The organism is Streptomyces sp. NBC_00083 (assembly GCF_026343295.1).
Lineage (GTDB): Bacteria > Actinomycetota > Actinomycetes > Streptomycetales > Streptomycetaceae > Streptomyces.
Map to the genome: position 1 here is coordinate 1,012,405 of NZ_JAPELY010000003.1, position 16,194 is coordinate 1,028,598.

The window sequence follows — 16,194 nt, forward strand, 5'->3', positions numbered from 1 at the left end:
CCGGTGGCACACCGGATACCGCGATGTGCGGACCCCGGGTGCCACGGTGTACCCCGTCGACAGCGTGCCCGGGTGCCCGGCGCAGGAGCCGGGCACCGCCGGGGCGCGCGCACACAGAAAGCGGGTGTCCGGTGGCCTCAGGAAACGAGACGGAGCACGACGGCGGGGGACCCCTGACGTGTCTGGTGACCGGTGCCACGGGCTACATCGGCGGCCGGCTCGTGCCCCAGCTCCTGAAGGCCGGGCACCGGGTGCGCTGCCTCGCGCGCTCCCCCGAGAAGCTGCGCGACCAGCCGTGGGCGGACCGCGTCGAGGTGGTACGGGGCGATGTCACCGACCCGGAGTCCGTGGCCGGCGCGCTGCGCGGCACCGACATTGCGTACTACCTGGTGCACGCCCTCGGCACCGGATCGGGCTTCGAGAAGACCGACCGCGACGCCGCCCGCACCTTCGCCGCCGGCGCGGCCGACGCGGGCGTCCGCCGTATCGTCTACCTCGGCGGACTCACCCCGGTGGACGTGCCGGTACGTGAGCTGTCGCCACACCTGCGCTCCCGCGCCGAAGTGGGCGAGATCTTCCTGGCCGGCGCGGTACCCGCCGTCGTGCTGCGCGCCGCCGTCGTCATCGGCTCCGGCTCGGCCTCGTTCGAAATGCTGCGCTACCTGACCGAGCGCCTCCCGGTCATGGTGACCCCCAGCTGGGTCGGCACCCGCATCCAGCCCATCGCCATCCGCGACGTGCTGCGCTACCTGGTCGCGAGCGCCGGCATGCCGCGCGAGGTCGACCGGGCCTTCGACATCGGCGGACCCGACATCATGACCTACCGCGACATGATGGAGCGGTACGCCAAGGTCGCCGGCCTGCCCCACCGCCTGATCCTGCCGGTCCCGATGCTCAGCCCACGGCTCTCCAGCCACTGGATCGGCCTGGTCACCCCGGTGCCCCGCGCCATCGCCCGGCCCCTCGCGGAGTCCCTGCGCCACGAGGTGGTCTGCGGCGAACACGACATCGCGCGGTACGTGCCCGACGAGCAGGGCGCCCCGCTCGGCTTCGACGACGCCCTCGAACTGGCCCTGCGCCGCGTCCGCGAGGCCCAGGTCGACACGCGCTGGTCCAACGCCGCCCTGCCCGGCGCGCCCAGCGACCCGCTGCCCACCGACCCGGACTGGGCGGGCGGCAGCCTCTACACCGACGAGCGGGAGCGCACGGTGAACGCGCCGCCCGCCGTGCTGTGGCGCGTGGTGGAAGGCATCGGGGGCGAGAACGGCTGGTACTCCTTCCCGCTGGCCTGGGCGATCCGGGGCTGGCTCGACCGGCTCGCCGGGGGCGTCGGCCTGCGGCGCGGCCGGCGCGACGCGCACCGGCTGCGCGTCGGCGACTCGCTGGACTTCTGGCGGGTCGAGGAGATCATCCCCGGCCGGCTGCTGCGCCTGCGCGCGGAGATGCGGCTGCCGGGCCTGGCCTGGCTGGAGATGCGTACGGAACCGGACGGGCAGGGACGCAGCCACTACCGGCAGAAGGCGATCTTCCATCCGCGCGGGCTGCTCGGGCACGCCTACTGGTGGAGCGTCTCCCCGTTCCACGCGATCGTCTTCGGCGGCATGGCCCGCAACATGGCCAAGGCCGCGGAGGCGCAGCCCGACCCGGGGCCGGGGACGCCCGGGTAACGCGCCGTTCCGTGGGCGGCGGGCCCGGCCCGCCGCGAGAACCGGCCGAATCGAGACGGGGGGTGTACATGTTCCGTCCCGGGGATTACGGGCAGGAGCACCACACACAGAAACCGAGACGCACCTGACCAAGGGCCGATCATCTGGGGGTTCCGCACATGGCTCGCCCGCCTGCCAACACCGGTACCGGCAGTCCTCCGCCGGGTCTCGAACCAGCCGACACGGGCCCGGCGACGGCCGCCCAGGCACGTGACACCGCTCGCGCGTTCCTCGCCGCACTCGTGCCCAGGCCGTCGAACGAGAGCATCGAGAACGCCGTGCTCATCGTCTCCGAACTCGTCACCAACGCCCTGCGTCACGCGGGCCGGGCCACCTCGCTCGACCTGGCGGCCGACCCCAGCACGCTGCGCGTCAGCGTCCGCGACCCCAGCCCCGTACCGCCCCGCGAACGCACCCCGGACCTGCGCGGGTACGAGGGAGGGTTCGGCTGGCTGCTGGTCCGCTACCTCGCCAAGAGCGTGGCCGTCACCCCGGCCGCCGACGGCGGCAAGAACGTCTGCGTCGCCCTGCCGCGCTGACGCCGCAGCGGGCCGAACGCGCCGGGCGGGCGCCGGTCCCGGACCGGCTGCTTCGGCCAGTTGAGGGTCGGAGTGCATGTTCCGTGTGACCGGGGGCAGGCGCTTGCTTCGACGGACATAGTTTTGGCGACTAGGGAGGTTGTCCTCATGGCAGCGGCGCAAGTGACGGTACGCGAGCGGACGGACCGGCCGGCGGCCAAGACCATGGACCCCGGTGTGGGGGAGCTGCCGTGGGTCGAGGACGCGGGGAAGGTGGCGCCGAAGGACGCCCGTGAGCTGTCGAAGGTCTTCTTCGAACGGCTCCAGGTGCTCGAAGAGGGCACCGCCGAATACCAGTACGCGCGCAACACGCTCATCGAGATGAACCTGTCGTTGGTGCGCTTCGCCGCGGGCCGCTTCCGCAACCGCGGCAGCGGCGAGATGGAAGACGTGATCCAGGTCGGCACCATCGGCCTGATCAAGGCGATCGACCGGTTCGAACTGTCGCGCGAGGTCGAGTTCACCTCGTTCGCCGTCCCCTACATCGTGGGCGAGATCAAGCGGTTCTTCCGGGACACCACCTGGGCGGTGCACGTGCCCCGGCGTCTTCAGGAGCTGCGCGTCGACATCGCCAAGGCCAAGGAGCGGCTCGCCGTCGACCTCGACCGCGACCCGACCGTCCGGGAGCTCGCCGCCCACCTGGACCGTGACGAGGAAGAGGTCGTCGAAGGGCTCGTCGCCGCCAACGGGTACACCGCGGGCTCGCTCGACATGTCCGCCGACTCCGAGGACGCGGGCGGCGCCGCCGGAAACCGCAGCCGCACGCTCGTCGACTTCCTCGGCGAGGACGACCCGGGCATGGAGAAGGTCGAGAACCTCCAGTCCCTGGCGCCTCTGATGGGGGACCTGAGCGAGCGCGAGCGCAGGATCGTGAGCATGCGGTTCGGTCTCGAGATGACGCAGTCCGAGATCGGAGCGGAGCTCGGCGTCTCACAGATGCAGGTCTCCCGCCTGCTGTCGCGCATCCTGACCAAGCTGCGCGCCGGCATGGCCGACGACCTCACCGTACGCACCTGAGGGTCCGCGGCACCCGGCCGCACGCGGTACTCGCGGCGGGACCCCGATGCGGGCCGGGGTCCCGCCGCCGCTCGACGAATTCCTGGAAGCCGACGCCTGCCCGAGCCGCATGCTGGAGGCGATCCTTGAATTCCCTGCGCGAGACCGTGTTCATGAACCTGGAGGCCGACGGGGCGGAGCGCGTCCCCGTGGTCACCCGGCTCACCTACACGGCCGACGACCCGTTCGCGGTCGGCCTCTGCTTCGAGCTGCAGGAGGACATCGCCGTCGTGTGGACGATCGAGCGGGACCTGCTGGCCCAGGGCCTGCACCGCGCGATGGGCGACGGTGACGTACGCGTGGCTCCCCAGGTCGTCGAGGGACGCCGTGAGGCGCGCATCGAACTCGCGGGCTGCGGTCTCGACGGGTCCTGGGGGTGCGCGGTGTTCTCGGCGTGGGAGCCCGCCCTGCGCACGTTCCTGGAGAAGACCTACGAGATCGTCCCGCCCGGCCGGGAAGAGGTCGACGTGGACGCCTTCCTCGCCGAGATCCTCACCGCGGGCTGAACCCGTTCGTTTGAAACCGGGTGGAGCGGCCAGGCGTATGGATGTCGACGTAATGGATCCCTCGTCCTCCTCTACGTCGCCGATACATCGATACGTCGTACATACGTCATCGATCCCCAGCGATCCACGGTGGAGGCGCAGCACATATGTCTGCCGACAAGAAGGCCAAGGCGAAGACCGAGCAGGCCAAGGGCAAGGCCAAGGAAGCGCTCGGCCGTATGACGGGCAATGAGCGGCTCACCGCCGAGGGCCGCATCGACCAGGTCAAGGGTGAAACCCGCGAGGAGAAGGAGAAGGCCAACGAGGCCTTCAGGCGCTGACCCGCGGCCGGCCGGGATAGCGCGCGACAGCGCGGCCCCGGCGCGGACGACGCGGCTGGAGCCCGCCGCCACAACGAACGGAAGGGATGTCCCTGTCATGAACAGCGGTCTCGATCTCTGGGGTTTCAAGGACACCAGTGGCCACCTTGCCGGGGTGGATCTGCGCGGCTGGAAGGTGGAGGCGGCCGACGGGTCGATCGGCAAGGTCGACAGCCACTCCGACGAGGTGGGCTCGGCGCACCTCGTGGTGGACACCGGGCCGTGGATCTTCGGCAAGCGGGTGCTGCTGCCCGCGGGCACCGTGACCCGCCTGGACCCGGACGACAAGAGGATCCATATCGCCCTCACCCGGGACCAGGTCAAGGACTCGCCGGAGTTCGAACCGGCCACCCACCTCGACGACCCCACGTACCGCGACATCATCGGCCGGTACTACGGCGGTCCCCTTCCGTAAACCCTCTCGTCCCCGGAATCCGAATGGGAGTGAAGCAGTGTCTGTCGTGAAGAGTTCGCTGTCCGATGCGCAGCTGAAGGTCGTCGGTTCGGCCCTGCAGGGTGCGCTGGTCGATCTGGTGGATCTGTCGCTCGCGGCCAAGCAGGTGCACTGGAACGTGGTCGGTCCGCGGTTCCGTTCGGTGCACCTTCAGCTCGACGACGTGGTGGCCACGGCGCGGCAGTATTCGGACACGGTCGCGGAGCGCGCCGCCGCGCTGGGCGTGAACCCGGACGGGCGTGCGGCCACGGTCGCGGGCGACAGTGCGCTGGGGACGGTGCCGGAGGGCTGGATCAAGGACTCCGAGGCGGTGGAGATCCTGGTCGTGGCGCTCGGCAGGGTCGTGGAGCGGATGCGCGAGCGCATCGCGGCGACCGACGAGCCGGACCCGGTCAGCCAGGACCTCCTGATCGCCCTCACCGCCGAGCTGGAGAAGCACGCCTGGATGTTCCAGGCCGAGAACAGCTGACGCCGCGCGCGTCACACGGAGCGGGGCGGCCCACGCGGGCCGCCCCGCTCTCGTCCGCCCGCCGTCGTCCGCCCGCTCCCGTCCGCTCGGCGACCGGCCGAACACAGCGGGCGGCACGGTGCGCGGGATGTGAGACTGCCTCACAAGGAGGTGGTCGGGCATGGGCTCGGAGGACACCTGGGACTCCGGTTGCGGCGAGCGGCTGCTGGAGGACCTGCTCGCCCAGGCGCACAGCGCGACCCCGATGGACCTCCCCGTCCTGGTCAACCGATGCGCCGAGGCCTTCGGTCTCGGGGAGGTCGTCATCTACCTGACCGACCTTCAGCAGCGCAGTCTCGTCGGGCTCACCGACGGCCTCGCGACCCTGGACATCGACGCGTCCGTCGCCGGCTGGTGCTACCGGACCGTCTCCCTGCGCATCGAGGATGTCGAGGCCGGCATTCTGTGCCTGTGGCTTCCCGTGGTGGACGGAGCCGAACGGCTCGGCGTCCTCGGCGTGCGCACCCGCTCCGTGGACGCCGTACGCCTGCGCCGCTGCCGCATGCTGACCGGCATCGTCGCGATGGCCATCACCTCCAAGCGCGCCTACAGCGACAGCTTCGCCCGCCGCGCTCGGGCCGAACGCATGCAGCTGCCCGCCGAGATGCTCCGGGCCTTCCTCCCCCCGCGCACCATCGGCAACGCGCACGTCGTCTCCACCGCCGTCCTGGAGCCGGCGTACGAGATCGGCGGTGACGCCTTCGACCACTCGCTCACCCAGTCCACCCTCCACGCGGCGATCCTCGACGCCATGGGCCACGACCTCGCCTCGGGCCTGACGACCTCCGTCGCCCTCGCCGGGTGCCGCAACGCGCGCCGGGCCGGGGCGGGCCTGCTCGACCTCGTCGAGACCATCGACCAGGCGCTCGCCCAGTGGCTGCCCGACAAGTACTGCACCGGCATCCTCACCCAGCTCGACCTCGCCTCGGGGCTGTTCAGCTGGTGCAACTGCGGGCATCCGCCGCCGGTCCTGATCCGCGACGGGCGCGTCGTCGCGGGAGCGCTCGAACGCACCCCCCAGCCGCCCATGGGCCTGCCCGCGAGGTTCAGCGATGACCCGCGTGCCGTCCACGAACTGAAGCTGGAACCCGGCGACCGCGTCCTCCTCTACACCGACGGCGTCACCGAGGCCCGCACCGTGGGCGGCGGCGAATTCGGCATGGACCGCTTCACGGACTCCATCATCCTGGCCACCGCGTCCGGTGAACTGGCCGCCGAGTCGTTGCGCCGCCTCATCCACGCCATCCTCGACACCGAGGACAGCGACCTGCGCGACGACGCCACCATGCTCCTCATCGAATGGTGGCCGCCCACGACCAAGCCGGGCGAGGGCGCCGCACGCCGGGCCTGAACGCACCTGGTCACCAAGGGGCCGGAGGCCGGCCGCCCGCGCGCCGCGCGAAGGACGTCCGCTTCGTGCCGGGGCGATAGGACGGCTGACGGCGGGGCAGTAGGGGATGCATGGATACGAACCAGACACACGCCGATGCCTCGAACAACGTCCCGCTGAGCGCCGTCGCGCTCGTGTGCACCCTGTCCCCGTCCCCGGCCGAATCCAGCTCCCAGCTGCTGGCCGAGCAGACCATGAAGTCGCTCGCGGAGCACGGCGTGACGGGCAAGGTGATCCGCGTCGTCGACCATGAGGTGAAGCCGGGCGTGGAGACCGACATGGGGGACGGCGACGCCTGGCCCGAGATCCGCGACAGCGTGCTCGGCGCGGACATCCTGGTGATCTCCACACCGATCTGGCTCGGCCACCCCTCCAGCGTCGCCCAGAAGGTCATGGAGCGCCTCAACGCGGAGATCTCGCAGACCGACGACGAAGGACGGCCGCTCGTCTACGGCAAGGTCGCCGCCGTATGCGTGGTGGGCAACGAGGACGGCGCGCACAAGGTCAGCGCCGACATCTTCCAGGGACTCAACGACGTCGGCTTCACGCTGGCACCCGGCGCGGTCACCTACTGGGTCGGTGAGGCCATGCAGGGTACGGACTACCGCGATCTCCCCAGCACCCCCAAGACCACGGCGGGCACCACCGCCACCCTCGCCGCCAACGCGAGCCACCTCGCACGGCGCCTCAAGGCGGCCCCGTACCCGGCCTCTTGACCCCCGGGGCCGGGCCCGACCCGCTCCGCGGCCCCGCGAGTCGCCCGCCGCGTCCGTCACGCTGAGTGATCTGGACGGGCGGGCGTCCGCGTGCCGACCTACGATGATCCGCGTTGAGCGAAGTCCGGACGGGCGCCCCCCCCACGCGCCGTCCGAACGCCTACGTGGCCCCTCATCAGGTCCACGGACACGTGGAGGTCCCCCATGCGATTCACCCACACCTGCGCAACCGCTGCCGCCGTCACCGCGCTGGCCCTCACCGGCGCCGCGCCCGCGTTCGCCGCCGCCAGCCCCTCCGGCAGCCCTTCCGCCACCGCCGACGCGGTGTTCCTGCAGGCGATCCACCAGGCCAACCTCGCCGAGATCGCCGCGGGCAAGGACGCACGCACCCATGCCAACGGCGCCTGTGTGAAGCAGGTCGCCGATGTCATCGTGCGTGATCACACCACGCTGGACGCCAAGGGCGCTGCCCTGGCCAAGAGCAAGAGCATCACGCTGCCGAACGAACCCAGCACGGCCCAGCAGAAGAGCCTGACCGCGCTGAAACCCATGAACGGCACCAAGCAGTACGACGTCGCGTGGCTGAAGGTGCAGAGCAGCGGCCATCAGCAGGCGCTCGCGCTGATCGACAAGGAGCTGAAGTCCGGCACGGACAGCCAGATCAAGGCGGCCGCCAAGGCCGCCCGGCCCATCGTGGCCGGGCACCTGAAGATGGTCGAGGGCGGCGTGTGCCGCGCCCCGGCGTCGGCCTCGCCGAGCGCCTCGCCCCAGCGGTGACACAACGCGGCCGCCCCTCGACTCCGCCGTGCGATACGGGAGTCGGGGGGCGGCCGTGGTGGTGCCGGGTCCGTTACCGGACCGGGACCGGCAGCGCCAGGTCCACGGTCACCGGGCCCTCGCCGCCGTGGTGCGTGGCCGCCGACGCCAGCGGCGCGTGGCCCGAGGCGGTCGCGGCCAGGACGTACGCGCCACCCTGCGGGACCGGCACCGCGTAGCGGCCGCTCTCGTCGGTGTGCGCGGAGCCCGCCTGACGGCCGTGACGGTCGATGAGGGTGACCTTGGCGCGGGCCACGGGCGCGCCGGACGCGCCGACGACCTGTCCGTGGAAGGCGGCGAGTGCCTCGGTGACGCGCTCCAGGACCGCGTCCTCCTCACTGCTGGCCCGCAGCTGCGGCTTGGCGGCGGGACGGCCCTTGGGCAGGAAGGCGGCGAGCGCCAGACCGCCGGCCACGGCGACCGTGGCGATCAGGAACGAGACGCGGAAGCCGTGCATCGTGGGGAGCGCGACCGTCCCGAAGGTCTGCGACGTGTTGGCGAGCACCATGCCGATGACGGCGCTGGACACCGAGGTGCCGATGGAGCGCATCAGGGTGTTGAGGCCGTTGGCCGCACCCGTCTCGGACGGGTCGACCGCGCCGATGATCAGGGCCGGAAGCGAGGAGTAGGCGAGGCCGATGCCCGCGCCGACGATCACCGAGATGACGATGGTCTGCCAGGCCTCGCTCATGAGGCCGAGCCCCGCCCCGTACCCGATCGCGATGATCAGCATGCCGAGGATCAGGGTGGTCTTCGGGCCGTACTTGGCGGAGAGACGGGCGTAGACGGGCGCGGTCAGCATCATTGTCAGGCCGAGCGGCGCCACGCACAGGCCGGCCACGACCATCGACTGGCCGAGGCCGTACCCGGTGGCGGAGGGCAGCTGGAGCAGCTGGGGCAGGACGAGCGAGATGGCGTAGAAGGCGACGCCGACCATGGTCGAGGCGAGGTTGGTGAGCAGGACCTCGCGGCGGGCGCTGGTGCGCAGGTTCACGAGCGGCGCCTTGAGGCGCAGCTCCATCACGCCCCACAGGACGAGGACGACGACGGCCGCGCCCAGCAGGCCGAGCGTGGTGGTGGAGCCCCAGCCCCAGTCGCTGCCCTTGGTGATGGGGAGCAGCAGCAGGACGAGTCCCGCGGAGAGACCGACCGCGCCGAGCACGTCGAACGTGCCGGTCGCCTTGACCTCGCTCTCCGGTACGAACAGGAGGGTGAGCGCGATGGCCACCGCGCCCAGGCCGGCCGAGCCGAAGAACAGCGCGTGCCAGTCGGTGTGCTGGGCGACCAGGGCGGCGAGCGGCAGTGCGAGCCCGCCGCCAACGCCTATGGAGGAGCTCATCAGAGCCATCGCGGAGCCGAGCTTCTCGCGGGGCAGCTGGTCGCGCATCAGGCCGATGCCGAGCGGAATGGCGCCCATGGCGAAGCCCTGGAGGGCGCGGCCGGCGATCATCACGAGGAGCTGGCTGGTGAAGCCGGCGATGAGCGAGCCGACCACCATGATGGCGAGGCTGGCCAGGAGCATGCGGCGCTTGCCGTACAGGTCGCCGAGCCGGCCCATGATCGGGGTGGCCACGGCGCCGGCGAGCAGGGTCGAGGTCATGACCCAGGTGGCGTTGGAGGGGGAGGTGCTGAGCAGGACCGGCAGGTCCTTGATGACCGGCACGAGCAGCGTCTGCATCACGGCGACCGTGATGCCGGCGAAGGCGAGGACGGGGACGACACCGCGGGTGCCGCGGGACGCGGCCTGCTGGTGAGGTGTCGGCTGGGACATTGCGGGGCCTCCGGAGGCGTGGAGTGGTCGGCGGCGGCACCCGCGAGGGGGTACGTGCGGCATAAACCCGTTTCCCCAGGCGACTATTCCGTAGGCGTCCGATAAGTGCCGTACGGGCGCGAATCTTGACCTGGATGGGAAACGCTTGACCTTTCCATTGCCTGCGGAGTCGCCCGCACGGTCAGCCGGCGACGGTGACGTCCTCGTGCGGGCCGGCGTCGTCCGCCCCCGCGGGGACGGGCGGGGCGGTCGGCGCTGCCGCCCCGGAGCCGAGGGGCCCGGTGACGGCGGCGCGGCGGCGTGCCAGGTGGCCGATCAGGACGGTCGCCACGCCGACGGTCCCCGCGAGCGCGGGCCAGTACACGTAACGGAAGTTGGACTGCGGCGCCGTCGGCAGGTAGGCCAGGATGTACAGGGCCGAACTGGCCCCGAGCAGCCGGAGTTCCCTGGAGTAGGGGCCGGCCCACCGGCGGCGCAGCGCGAACACCAGGGAGAGGGCGAACCAGAACCAGCCCTGGAAGAGCATCGGCACGTCGCGCACGAAGCCCAACACGTAGTCGCGCACGGTGGACATGAGGGTCTGGTTGACCGGCGCGCTCTTGAGGGCGTCGAGCCTGGTCGTGGAGCCGTCGTAGAACGGCAGGTTGCCCTGGAAGAGCAGCTTGGAGAACACCCGGGCCCGGTAGGCGATGTAGCCCTGCCAGTGTCCCGGCATCTGCTGGGTCCACATCCGGGTGAGCACGTCGGCGTTGCGCCCGAGTTCGGTGACGCCGAGGGAGGGGTTCCTCGGGTAGCAGTTGAAGTACACGTCGGCCGGGACGTGCCGCCTCGCGCAGACCGCCGTCGCGGTGACCAGACGGGCCCGGAAGTCGGCGCTCGCACCGGCCTTCTCGGCGGCGGGGCCGATCTGCGCCGCGGTCAGCACATGGGTGAGGTCGTCCAGCGGGATCTGCGCGTACTGACGGGTCGCCACCGGGTCGGTGGCCTCCGACACGCCGACGCTGCACACCGCCGTGGTCACGAGCAGGATCCCCGACGCGGCCAGCCAGCGCCGACGCCCGGGGGACGGCCACACCGCGAGCACCAGCAGCACGAAGACGGGGATCACGGCGGGCAGGCCGTTCTTGCGGACCAGGACGGCGTAGGCGAGGAACAGCACGCCCAGGACCAGCAGCGCCCAGCGCGCCCCGGCCCGGCCGGGCGGCAGTTCACGTGCCGTGAGCGCCACCGCGACCGCCGCGAGCAGGGCGTACGCCATGTGGACGTCCTTCCACACCACACCCGTGAAGGTCAGGATCTGCGGGGTGAGCCCGACGGCGAGCATCGCCAGGGAGAGGCCGCGGCTACCGGTCCTGCGCCACACCAGCCGGGCGAGGACCCAGAGCGTCGCCCACAGCACGGCGCTCTGCAGCGCCGCCATGGCGGAGATGGCGCCGGTCGTGTGGATGAGGATCCGCCACAGCAGGGCCATGACCGGCGGATGCCAGTCGGTCACCGGCCGCTCGCCCAGAGCCTGTTGCAACTGGTCGGCGCTGTCCTGGCTCAGATACCCCGGGTGGAAGACGGCGTTCACGGCCAGGGCGCAGAGTGCGGCGACGGCGCCGAGGCACCACGGCCAGAGCGACCCGCGCCGCCAGGCGCCGTTCAGGTCCTTCGTCCATCTGCTGACGGTTGCGGGCACGGGGGCGGGGTCCTTTCCGGCGGGCGTGAAGACCAGGGTGCGGTACGCGACGAAGCGCAGCACCGTTGCCGCCGCCCAGCCGACGAGCCGGGCCGCGTTGTCGCTCAACGGTGAACCGAGACCGAGGAGTTCACGCGAGACGAACACGGGAACGGCCGTCACCGCCATGCCCGCGAGGTTGATGGCAACGAACCACGCCACCTCGCGACGGTCGACCGCGCCACGCCGGTCCCGGTAGGTCCAATGGCGATTGCCGAACCAACTCACCGCCATCGCCAGCAGGGTGGCCACCACGGAGGCGAGAGCGGGCGTCGCCCTCATGATGCCACCGCCGGCGGAGGGCGGTCCGAGAATCAGCAGATTGAAACTCGCCGTCTCCACCACGAATGCGACAGCGCCGACGACACCGAAGGCCGCGACCTCCCGCCAGATCCTCCGCACCCATTCGGATACGACTCGCCTCAAATCCGTGAGTTGCAGCATGACTAGAACGTAAAGGTAAGGAAGCTCAATGAACAAGCTGAGGTACGATCTGCTCACTCAGCGCCCAGAAGCATTGGATTTTTTCACATAATGAGGGTCCTCTGATGAATCCGGCGATTGTGTGTGTCATTCCCTGTTACAACGAGGAAGCCGCGATCGGAAAGGTCGTCCGCGACCTTCGGGCCAGCCTTCCCGAGGCGGTCATCTTCGTATATGACAATGCCTCGACGGACAACACCGTCGCCGAGGCCCTCACGGCCGGCGCCCTGGTGCGCCACGAGCCGCGCAAGGGCAAGGGCAATGTGATCCGCCGCGCCTTCGCCGACATCGAGGCCGACGCACTCCTCATCATCGACGGGGACGACACCTACGACGCCTCGCGCGCCCGCGAAATGGTGGACCTGCTCTTCGAAGGGCCCTACGACCAAGTGGTCGGCGCCCGCCGCGAAATCGTCGAGACCGCCTACCGGGCCGGCCACGCCGTCGGGAACCGGCTGCTCACCGGCACGGTGCGCTCCCTGTTCGGCAACGACGTCAGCGACATGCTCAGCGGCTACCGCGTCTTCTCGCGCCGCTATGTCAAGTCCTTCCCCGCCCTGTCGCGGGAGTTCGAGACCGAGACCGAGATGACGGTGCACGCCCTCAGTCTGCGCCTTCCCACCGCCGAGATGGAGGTCGACTTCAAGGACCGGCCGGCCGGAAGCGTCAGCAAACTGCGCACCTACCGGGACGGCTGGCGCATTCTGAAACTCATTCTGGGCCTCGCCCGCCGTCAGCGCCCCTCGCAATTCCACGCCGCCATCGCCGCATTGCTGACCCTGGTCTCGCTGATCCTCGGCCTGCCGCTGGTCACCGAATTCGTCAGGACCGGCGCCGTGCCCCGCCTGCCGACCGCCGTGCTCGCTGCCGCGATCATGATCATCGCTGTCCTTGTGCTGATGGTCGGATACATCCTGGAGTCCTTCATGCACATGCGACAGGAGCAGGCCCGGCTGGCCCATCTGAGATATCCGGCGCCCACCCGCGGCGCGGACTTCGTACCGGAATTGCTGCGCGACTCGGCCGCCGGTTCCTGAACGTGCCCACCCGGGCGGCCCATTCCGGATGCGTAGCCGCCCTTCGGCGCAATTGCGCCCCCATTCCGGCCGAACGGAACCGGGTCTCTAGGGTGGTTCGGCATGGAGCCACGTTTTCGCAGCGGTGACGTCATCGCCAGAAGAGAGATCCTCGACGGACGCGAGTGGATGGTCTACCCCCTGCGCGTCGTCGCCGACGACGGGGTGCTGCTCGCCGCCTACCTCGCGACGGGCACGCCGATCACCTTCGGCGGCGGCACCTTCACCTGGGGCCCGCACCCCTGGGTCCACTTCGACCACACCTGGCAGTCGGACGGAGTGCTCCAGCTCCAGCGGGCCGGCGACGGCTACTCCGTATGGGCCCGGTTCAGGGGCGGCGATCTCCAGGACTGGTACGTCAACTTCCAGGAGCCGCTGCGCCGTACGGCCGACGGCTTCGACACGCTCGACCAGGAACTCGACCTCGTGATCGCCGCCGACGGCTCCTCCTGGACGTGGAAGGACGTCGACCACTTCGAGGAGCGGGTGCGGGCCGGCGGCTTCGGGCCGGGCGAGGCGGAGGCGGTGCGCGCGGCCGCCGCCGAGGTCATGGAGCGGATCGAGAACGACGGCCGATGGTGGGAGCAGTGGCGCGACTGGCGCCCGGCGCCGGGATCCTTCGAGGTGCCGGGGCCCGTCGCCCTCACCGCATCACCCTCCCCGCAGGCCGCGCGCCGCGCGGACCGCTGAACGCTGAGCCCTCAACTCAGCCCCGGAAAGGGAGAGTTGAGGGCCGGGGAGTGCCTCAGTGGACGTATGCGCTCCGGCCCTCCTCGCTCCGCTCCGCGTGCTCGCTCCGCTCCTCGTGCGGCCGCGCCCGGTCGTGGCCGGGTGTGCGGGCCGCGCGGGTCGGCCACCAGATGGCGCGGCCGATCAGCGCGGTGAGCGCGGGCACCAGCACGATGGACAGGACGAACGCGGCGAGCAGGATGCCGAGACCGGTCGCGAAGCCGATCTGCTGGGTGGACGGCGACGGGGTGACCGCGAGACTGCCGAACGAGGCGGCGAGCACGATGCCGGCCGTCGCGATGGCCGGGGCGGTGTGCCGCACCGCGCGGGCGACGGCGGCCCTGGCCGGACCCGGGCGGGCCATCTCCTCGCGTATGCGGTCGCTGATGAGGATGTTGTAGTCGGTACCGAGGGCGACGACGAACAGGAACAGGACCAGCGGCAGGACGAAGTTGACGCCCGGCTTGTCGAGCAGGTGCTGGAAGAAGAGGGCGGAGGCGCCGAGGGTGGCGGCGAAACCGAGCCCCACCGAGATCATGAGGACGACCGGGGCGAGCAGGCTGCGCAGCAGAATGAGCAGGATCAGAGCGATGAGCGCCGCCGCGACCGGGAAGACCGTCCGCAGGTCGTGGTCGACCGCGGTGGAGATGTCCGCGAAGATCGCGGCGGTCCCCCCGACATGCGCGCGCGTCCCCGGGGGAGTGTGGCCGGCGACGGCGGTGCGTACGGGACCCGAGACCAGATCGCGGGCGGCGGCGCTCTGCGTGTCGGCCGTGAGGTAGACGTCGATGCGGGCCGCCGTGCGGTCGCCGTTGAGGACGGTCGCGCCGACCTTGCCCACCCCGTCGACCTTCGTCAGCGCCGCGGGCAGCGCGTCGAGCGAACGGGCGGTCAGCGTGCGGCCCGGCTCGGCCGTTACGTACACGGTGGTCGGATCGGACACCCCGGCCGGCAGGCTGCGCCGGATCTCGGCGGCCGTCGCCGCGGCCGCCGTGTCGTTGTCCCCGGCCGACTGCGAGAAGTCCATGCGGATGCCGGCGAGCCCGGCCGCGAGCGCCCCGAGCAGCGCCACCGACGCCACGACCATGGTCAACGGCCTGCGCGCGACCAGCTCCCCGACGCGGGCGGCGAGGCCGGGGCGCGGCTCACGTGTGAGGGAGCGGGAGGGCCAGAACATCTTGCGCCCGGTCACCGCCAGGAGCGCCGGCATCAGCGTGAGGCTCGCGAACAGCATGACGAGGACCGACACGGCGATCGCCGGACCCAGGACGCGGAACTGCCCGAAGGTGGCGACACCCAGCGTGGCGAACGCCGCCACGATGGTCAGGGCCGCCGAGGTGATCGCGGTGCCGACCCGAGCGCTGACATCGGCCGCCACGGCCCGTGCGTGGGCGTCGGGGCGGGCCCGCAACTGCTCCCGGAAGCGGAACAGCAGGAAGAGGAAGTAGTCGATGCCGACCCCGAGCAGCACCACACTGATCATGCTCGGAGTGGAGGCGTCGAGCTTGACCCCGGTGAGCATCGCGGTGCCCGCGACCGCGCCGGTCGCCGCCCCGCTGATGAGGCTGACCGCGATCAGCGGCACGAACGCGGCCAGCACGCTGCGGAACACCAGAACGTTGATCACCATGATCAGGAGCACCATGACGGCGCCGACCACCTTGGACGTGGTCTCCTGCGCCTCCTGGGTGTCCGCCTGATCGGCCAGGCCACCGGTGAACCCGGTCCGCATCCCGTCCTCGGCGAACGCGCCCCTGGCCGTGTCGCGGAAGGCCCGGTACAGGTCGTGCATCCCGGGGTCCATGGAGTTCCCGGTCAGCTGCACGTTGAGGAGTTCGAACCCGCGGTCGGGCGCCACCATCACCGGCGCGACGCGGGGAGTCTGCGAGTGGTCCTCCGCCAGGAACGACGTCTCGTCGTCCTTGGCCGGAGGCATCGTCACGCGTCGCGCACTCAGCTCCTTCGCCGTCGAGGCGATGCGCTGCTCATCGGCCCGGCCGAGGGGGCTGCCGTCCTGCCGGGCGACGAGCACGGTCACCGCGTTGGCGTCCGGCTTCGCCCCGAACTTCTCCTCGGCGACCTTCAGGGCCGCGGCCGAGTCGTACGTCGGGGGAAGGAAGTCGCCGCTCTGCGTCTGCGTGACGCGGAAGATCAGCATCTGGGCGACGAAGAGAAGCGAGAAACCCACCACCGCCCACAGGGCGACGACCTTCCACGGGTTGCGGGTGGAGAACTGCGTCAGAGCACGGATCACGGAGTCCTCCGACGACGGGCAGGGTGCGGTGTGTTCGGCATGCACCCAGCTCACCAGCGAGAACGGCCGCAA

Annotated in this window: 15 protein-coding genes; 12 read left to right on the forward strand and 3 right to left on the reverse strand. The window is 71.1% G+C overall.

Annotated elements, in window-relative coordinates; all coding sequences use genetic code 11:
- Positions 1-131 precede the first annotated feature (131 nt).
- The 10 genes from OOJ98_RS28320 to OOJ98_RS28365 all read left to right on the forward strand — a co-directional run bounded on the left by OOJ98_RS28320 (position 132) and on the right by OOJ98_RS28365 (position 8,050).
- The gene (locus OOJ98_RS28320; RefSeq protein ID WP_267057885.1) at positions 132-1,667 is read left to right on the forward strand and encodes an SDR family oxidoreductase; all 1,536 of its coding nucleotides are present in this window, start codon (positions 132-134) and stop codon (positions 1,665-1,667) included.
- A 158-nt stretch (positions 1,668-1,825) separates the two neighbouring features.
- Positions 1,826-2,245, forward strand: coding sequence for an ATP-binding protein (locus OOJ98_RS28325; RefSeq protein ID WP_267057886.1), 420 nt, complete (start codon positions 1,826-1,828; stop codon positions 2,243-2,245).
- 204 nt (positions 2,246-2,449) lie between these two features.
- Positions 2,450-3,301, forward strand: a complete 852-nt coding sequence (locus tag OOJ98_RS28330; RefSeq protein WP_267058270.1) for a SigB/SigF/SigG family RNA polymerase sigma factor — start codon at positions 2,450-2,452, stop codon at positions 3,299-3,301.
- Positions 3,302-3,426: 125 nt separating this feature from the next.
- Positions 3,427-3,846: an SsgA family sporulation/cell division regulator gene (locus OOJ98_RS28335; protein ID WP_267057887.1), complete on the forward strand. Its 420-nt coding sequence runs from the start codon at positions 3,427-3,429 to the stop codon at positions 3,844-3,846.
- A gap of 146 nt (positions 3,847-3,992) precedes the next feature.
- The gene (locus tag OOJ98_RS28340) at positions 3,993-4,166 is read left to right on the forward strand and encodes a CsbD family protein (protein ID WP_267057888.1); all 174 of its coding nucleotides are present in this window, start codon (positions 3,993-3,995) and stop codon (positions 4,164-4,166) included.
- Between the two features lie 97 nt (positions 4,167-4,263).
- Positions 4,264-4,620 (forward strand): PRC-barrel domain containing protein, encoded by a 357-nt coding sequence (locus OOJ98_RS28345; protein WP_267057889.1) that lies wholly within the window; start codon positions 4,264-4,266, stop codon positions 4,618-4,620.
- Positions 4,621-4,657: 37 nt separating this feature from the next.
- The gene (locus OOJ98_RS28350) at positions 4,658-5,128 is read left to right on the forward strand and encodes a Dps family protein (RefSeq protein ID WP_267057890.1); all 471 of its coding nucleotides are present in this window, start codon (positions 4,658-4,660) and stop codon (positions 5,126-5,128) included.
- A 160-nt stretch (positions 5,129-5,288) separates the two neighbouring features.
- On the forward strand, positions 5,289-6,518 hold the full coding sequence (locus OOJ98_RS28355; protein ID WP_267057891.1) for a PP2C family protein-serine/threonine phosphatase: 1,230 nt from the start codon (positions 5,289-5,291) through the stop codon (positions 6,516-6,518).
- 110 nt (positions 6,519-6,628) lie between these two features.
- Positions 6,629-7,273: a flavodoxin family protein gene (locus OOJ98_RS28360; RefSeq protein ID WP_267057892.1), complete on the forward strand. Its 645-nt coding sequence runs from the start codon at positions 6,629-6,631 to the stop codon at positions 7,271-7,273.
- A gap of 204 nt (positions 7,274-7,477) precedes the next feature.
- On the forward strand, positions 7,478-8,050 hold the full coding sequence (locus tag OOJ98_RS28365) for a DUF4142 domain-containing protein (protein ID WP_267057893.1): 573 nt from the start codon (positions 7,478-7,480) through the stop codon (positions 8,048-8,050).
- Positions 8,051-8,123: 73 nt separating this feature from the next.
- Here the strand turns inward: OOJ98_RS28365 and OOJ98_RS28370 are convergent, their stop codons facing one another.
- Both OOJ98_RS28370 and OOJ98_RS28375 read right to left on the reverse strand, forming a co-directional pair.
- Positions 8,124-9,860, reverse strand: a complete 1,737-nt coding sequence (locus OOJ98_RS28370) for an MFS transporter (RefSeq protein WP_267057894.1) — start codon at positions 9,858-9,860, stop codon at positions 8,124-8,126.
- A 181-nt stretch (positions 9,861-10,041) separates the two neighbouring features.
- A complete protein-coding gene (locus tag OOJ98_RS28375) occupies positions 10,042-12,024 on the reverse strand; it encodes a GtrA family protein (RefSeq protein ID WP_267057895.1) in 1,983 nt (660 codons plus the stop codon).
- 104 nt (positions 12,025-12,128) lie between these two features.
- On the opposite strand from OOJ98_RS28375, the gene OOJ98_RS28380 reads away from it, so the two are divergent.
- Complete coding sequence (locus tag OOJ98_RS28380) at positions 12,129-13,100, forward strand: glycosyltransferase family 2 protein (protein WP_323177944.1); 972 nt, start codon at positions 12,129-12,131, stop codon at positions 13,098-13,100.
- Between the two features lie 102 nt (positions 13,101-13,202).
- Entirely contained in the window at positions 13,203-13,829 is a 627-nt protein-coding gene (locus OOJ98_RS28385; RefSeq protein ID WP_267057896.1) for a DUF402 domain-containing protein, read from the forward strand.
- 55 nt (positions 13,830-13,884) lie between these two features.
- Here the strand turns inward: OOJ98_RS28385 and OOJ98_RS28390 are convergent, their stop codons facing one another.
- Positions 13,885-16,122, reverse strand: coding sequence for an MMPL family transporter (locus tag OOJ98_RS28390; protein ID WP_267057897.1), 2,238 nt, complete (start codon positions 16,120-16,122; stop codon positions 13,885-13,887).
- Positions 16,123-16,194: the final 72 nt, after the last annotated feature.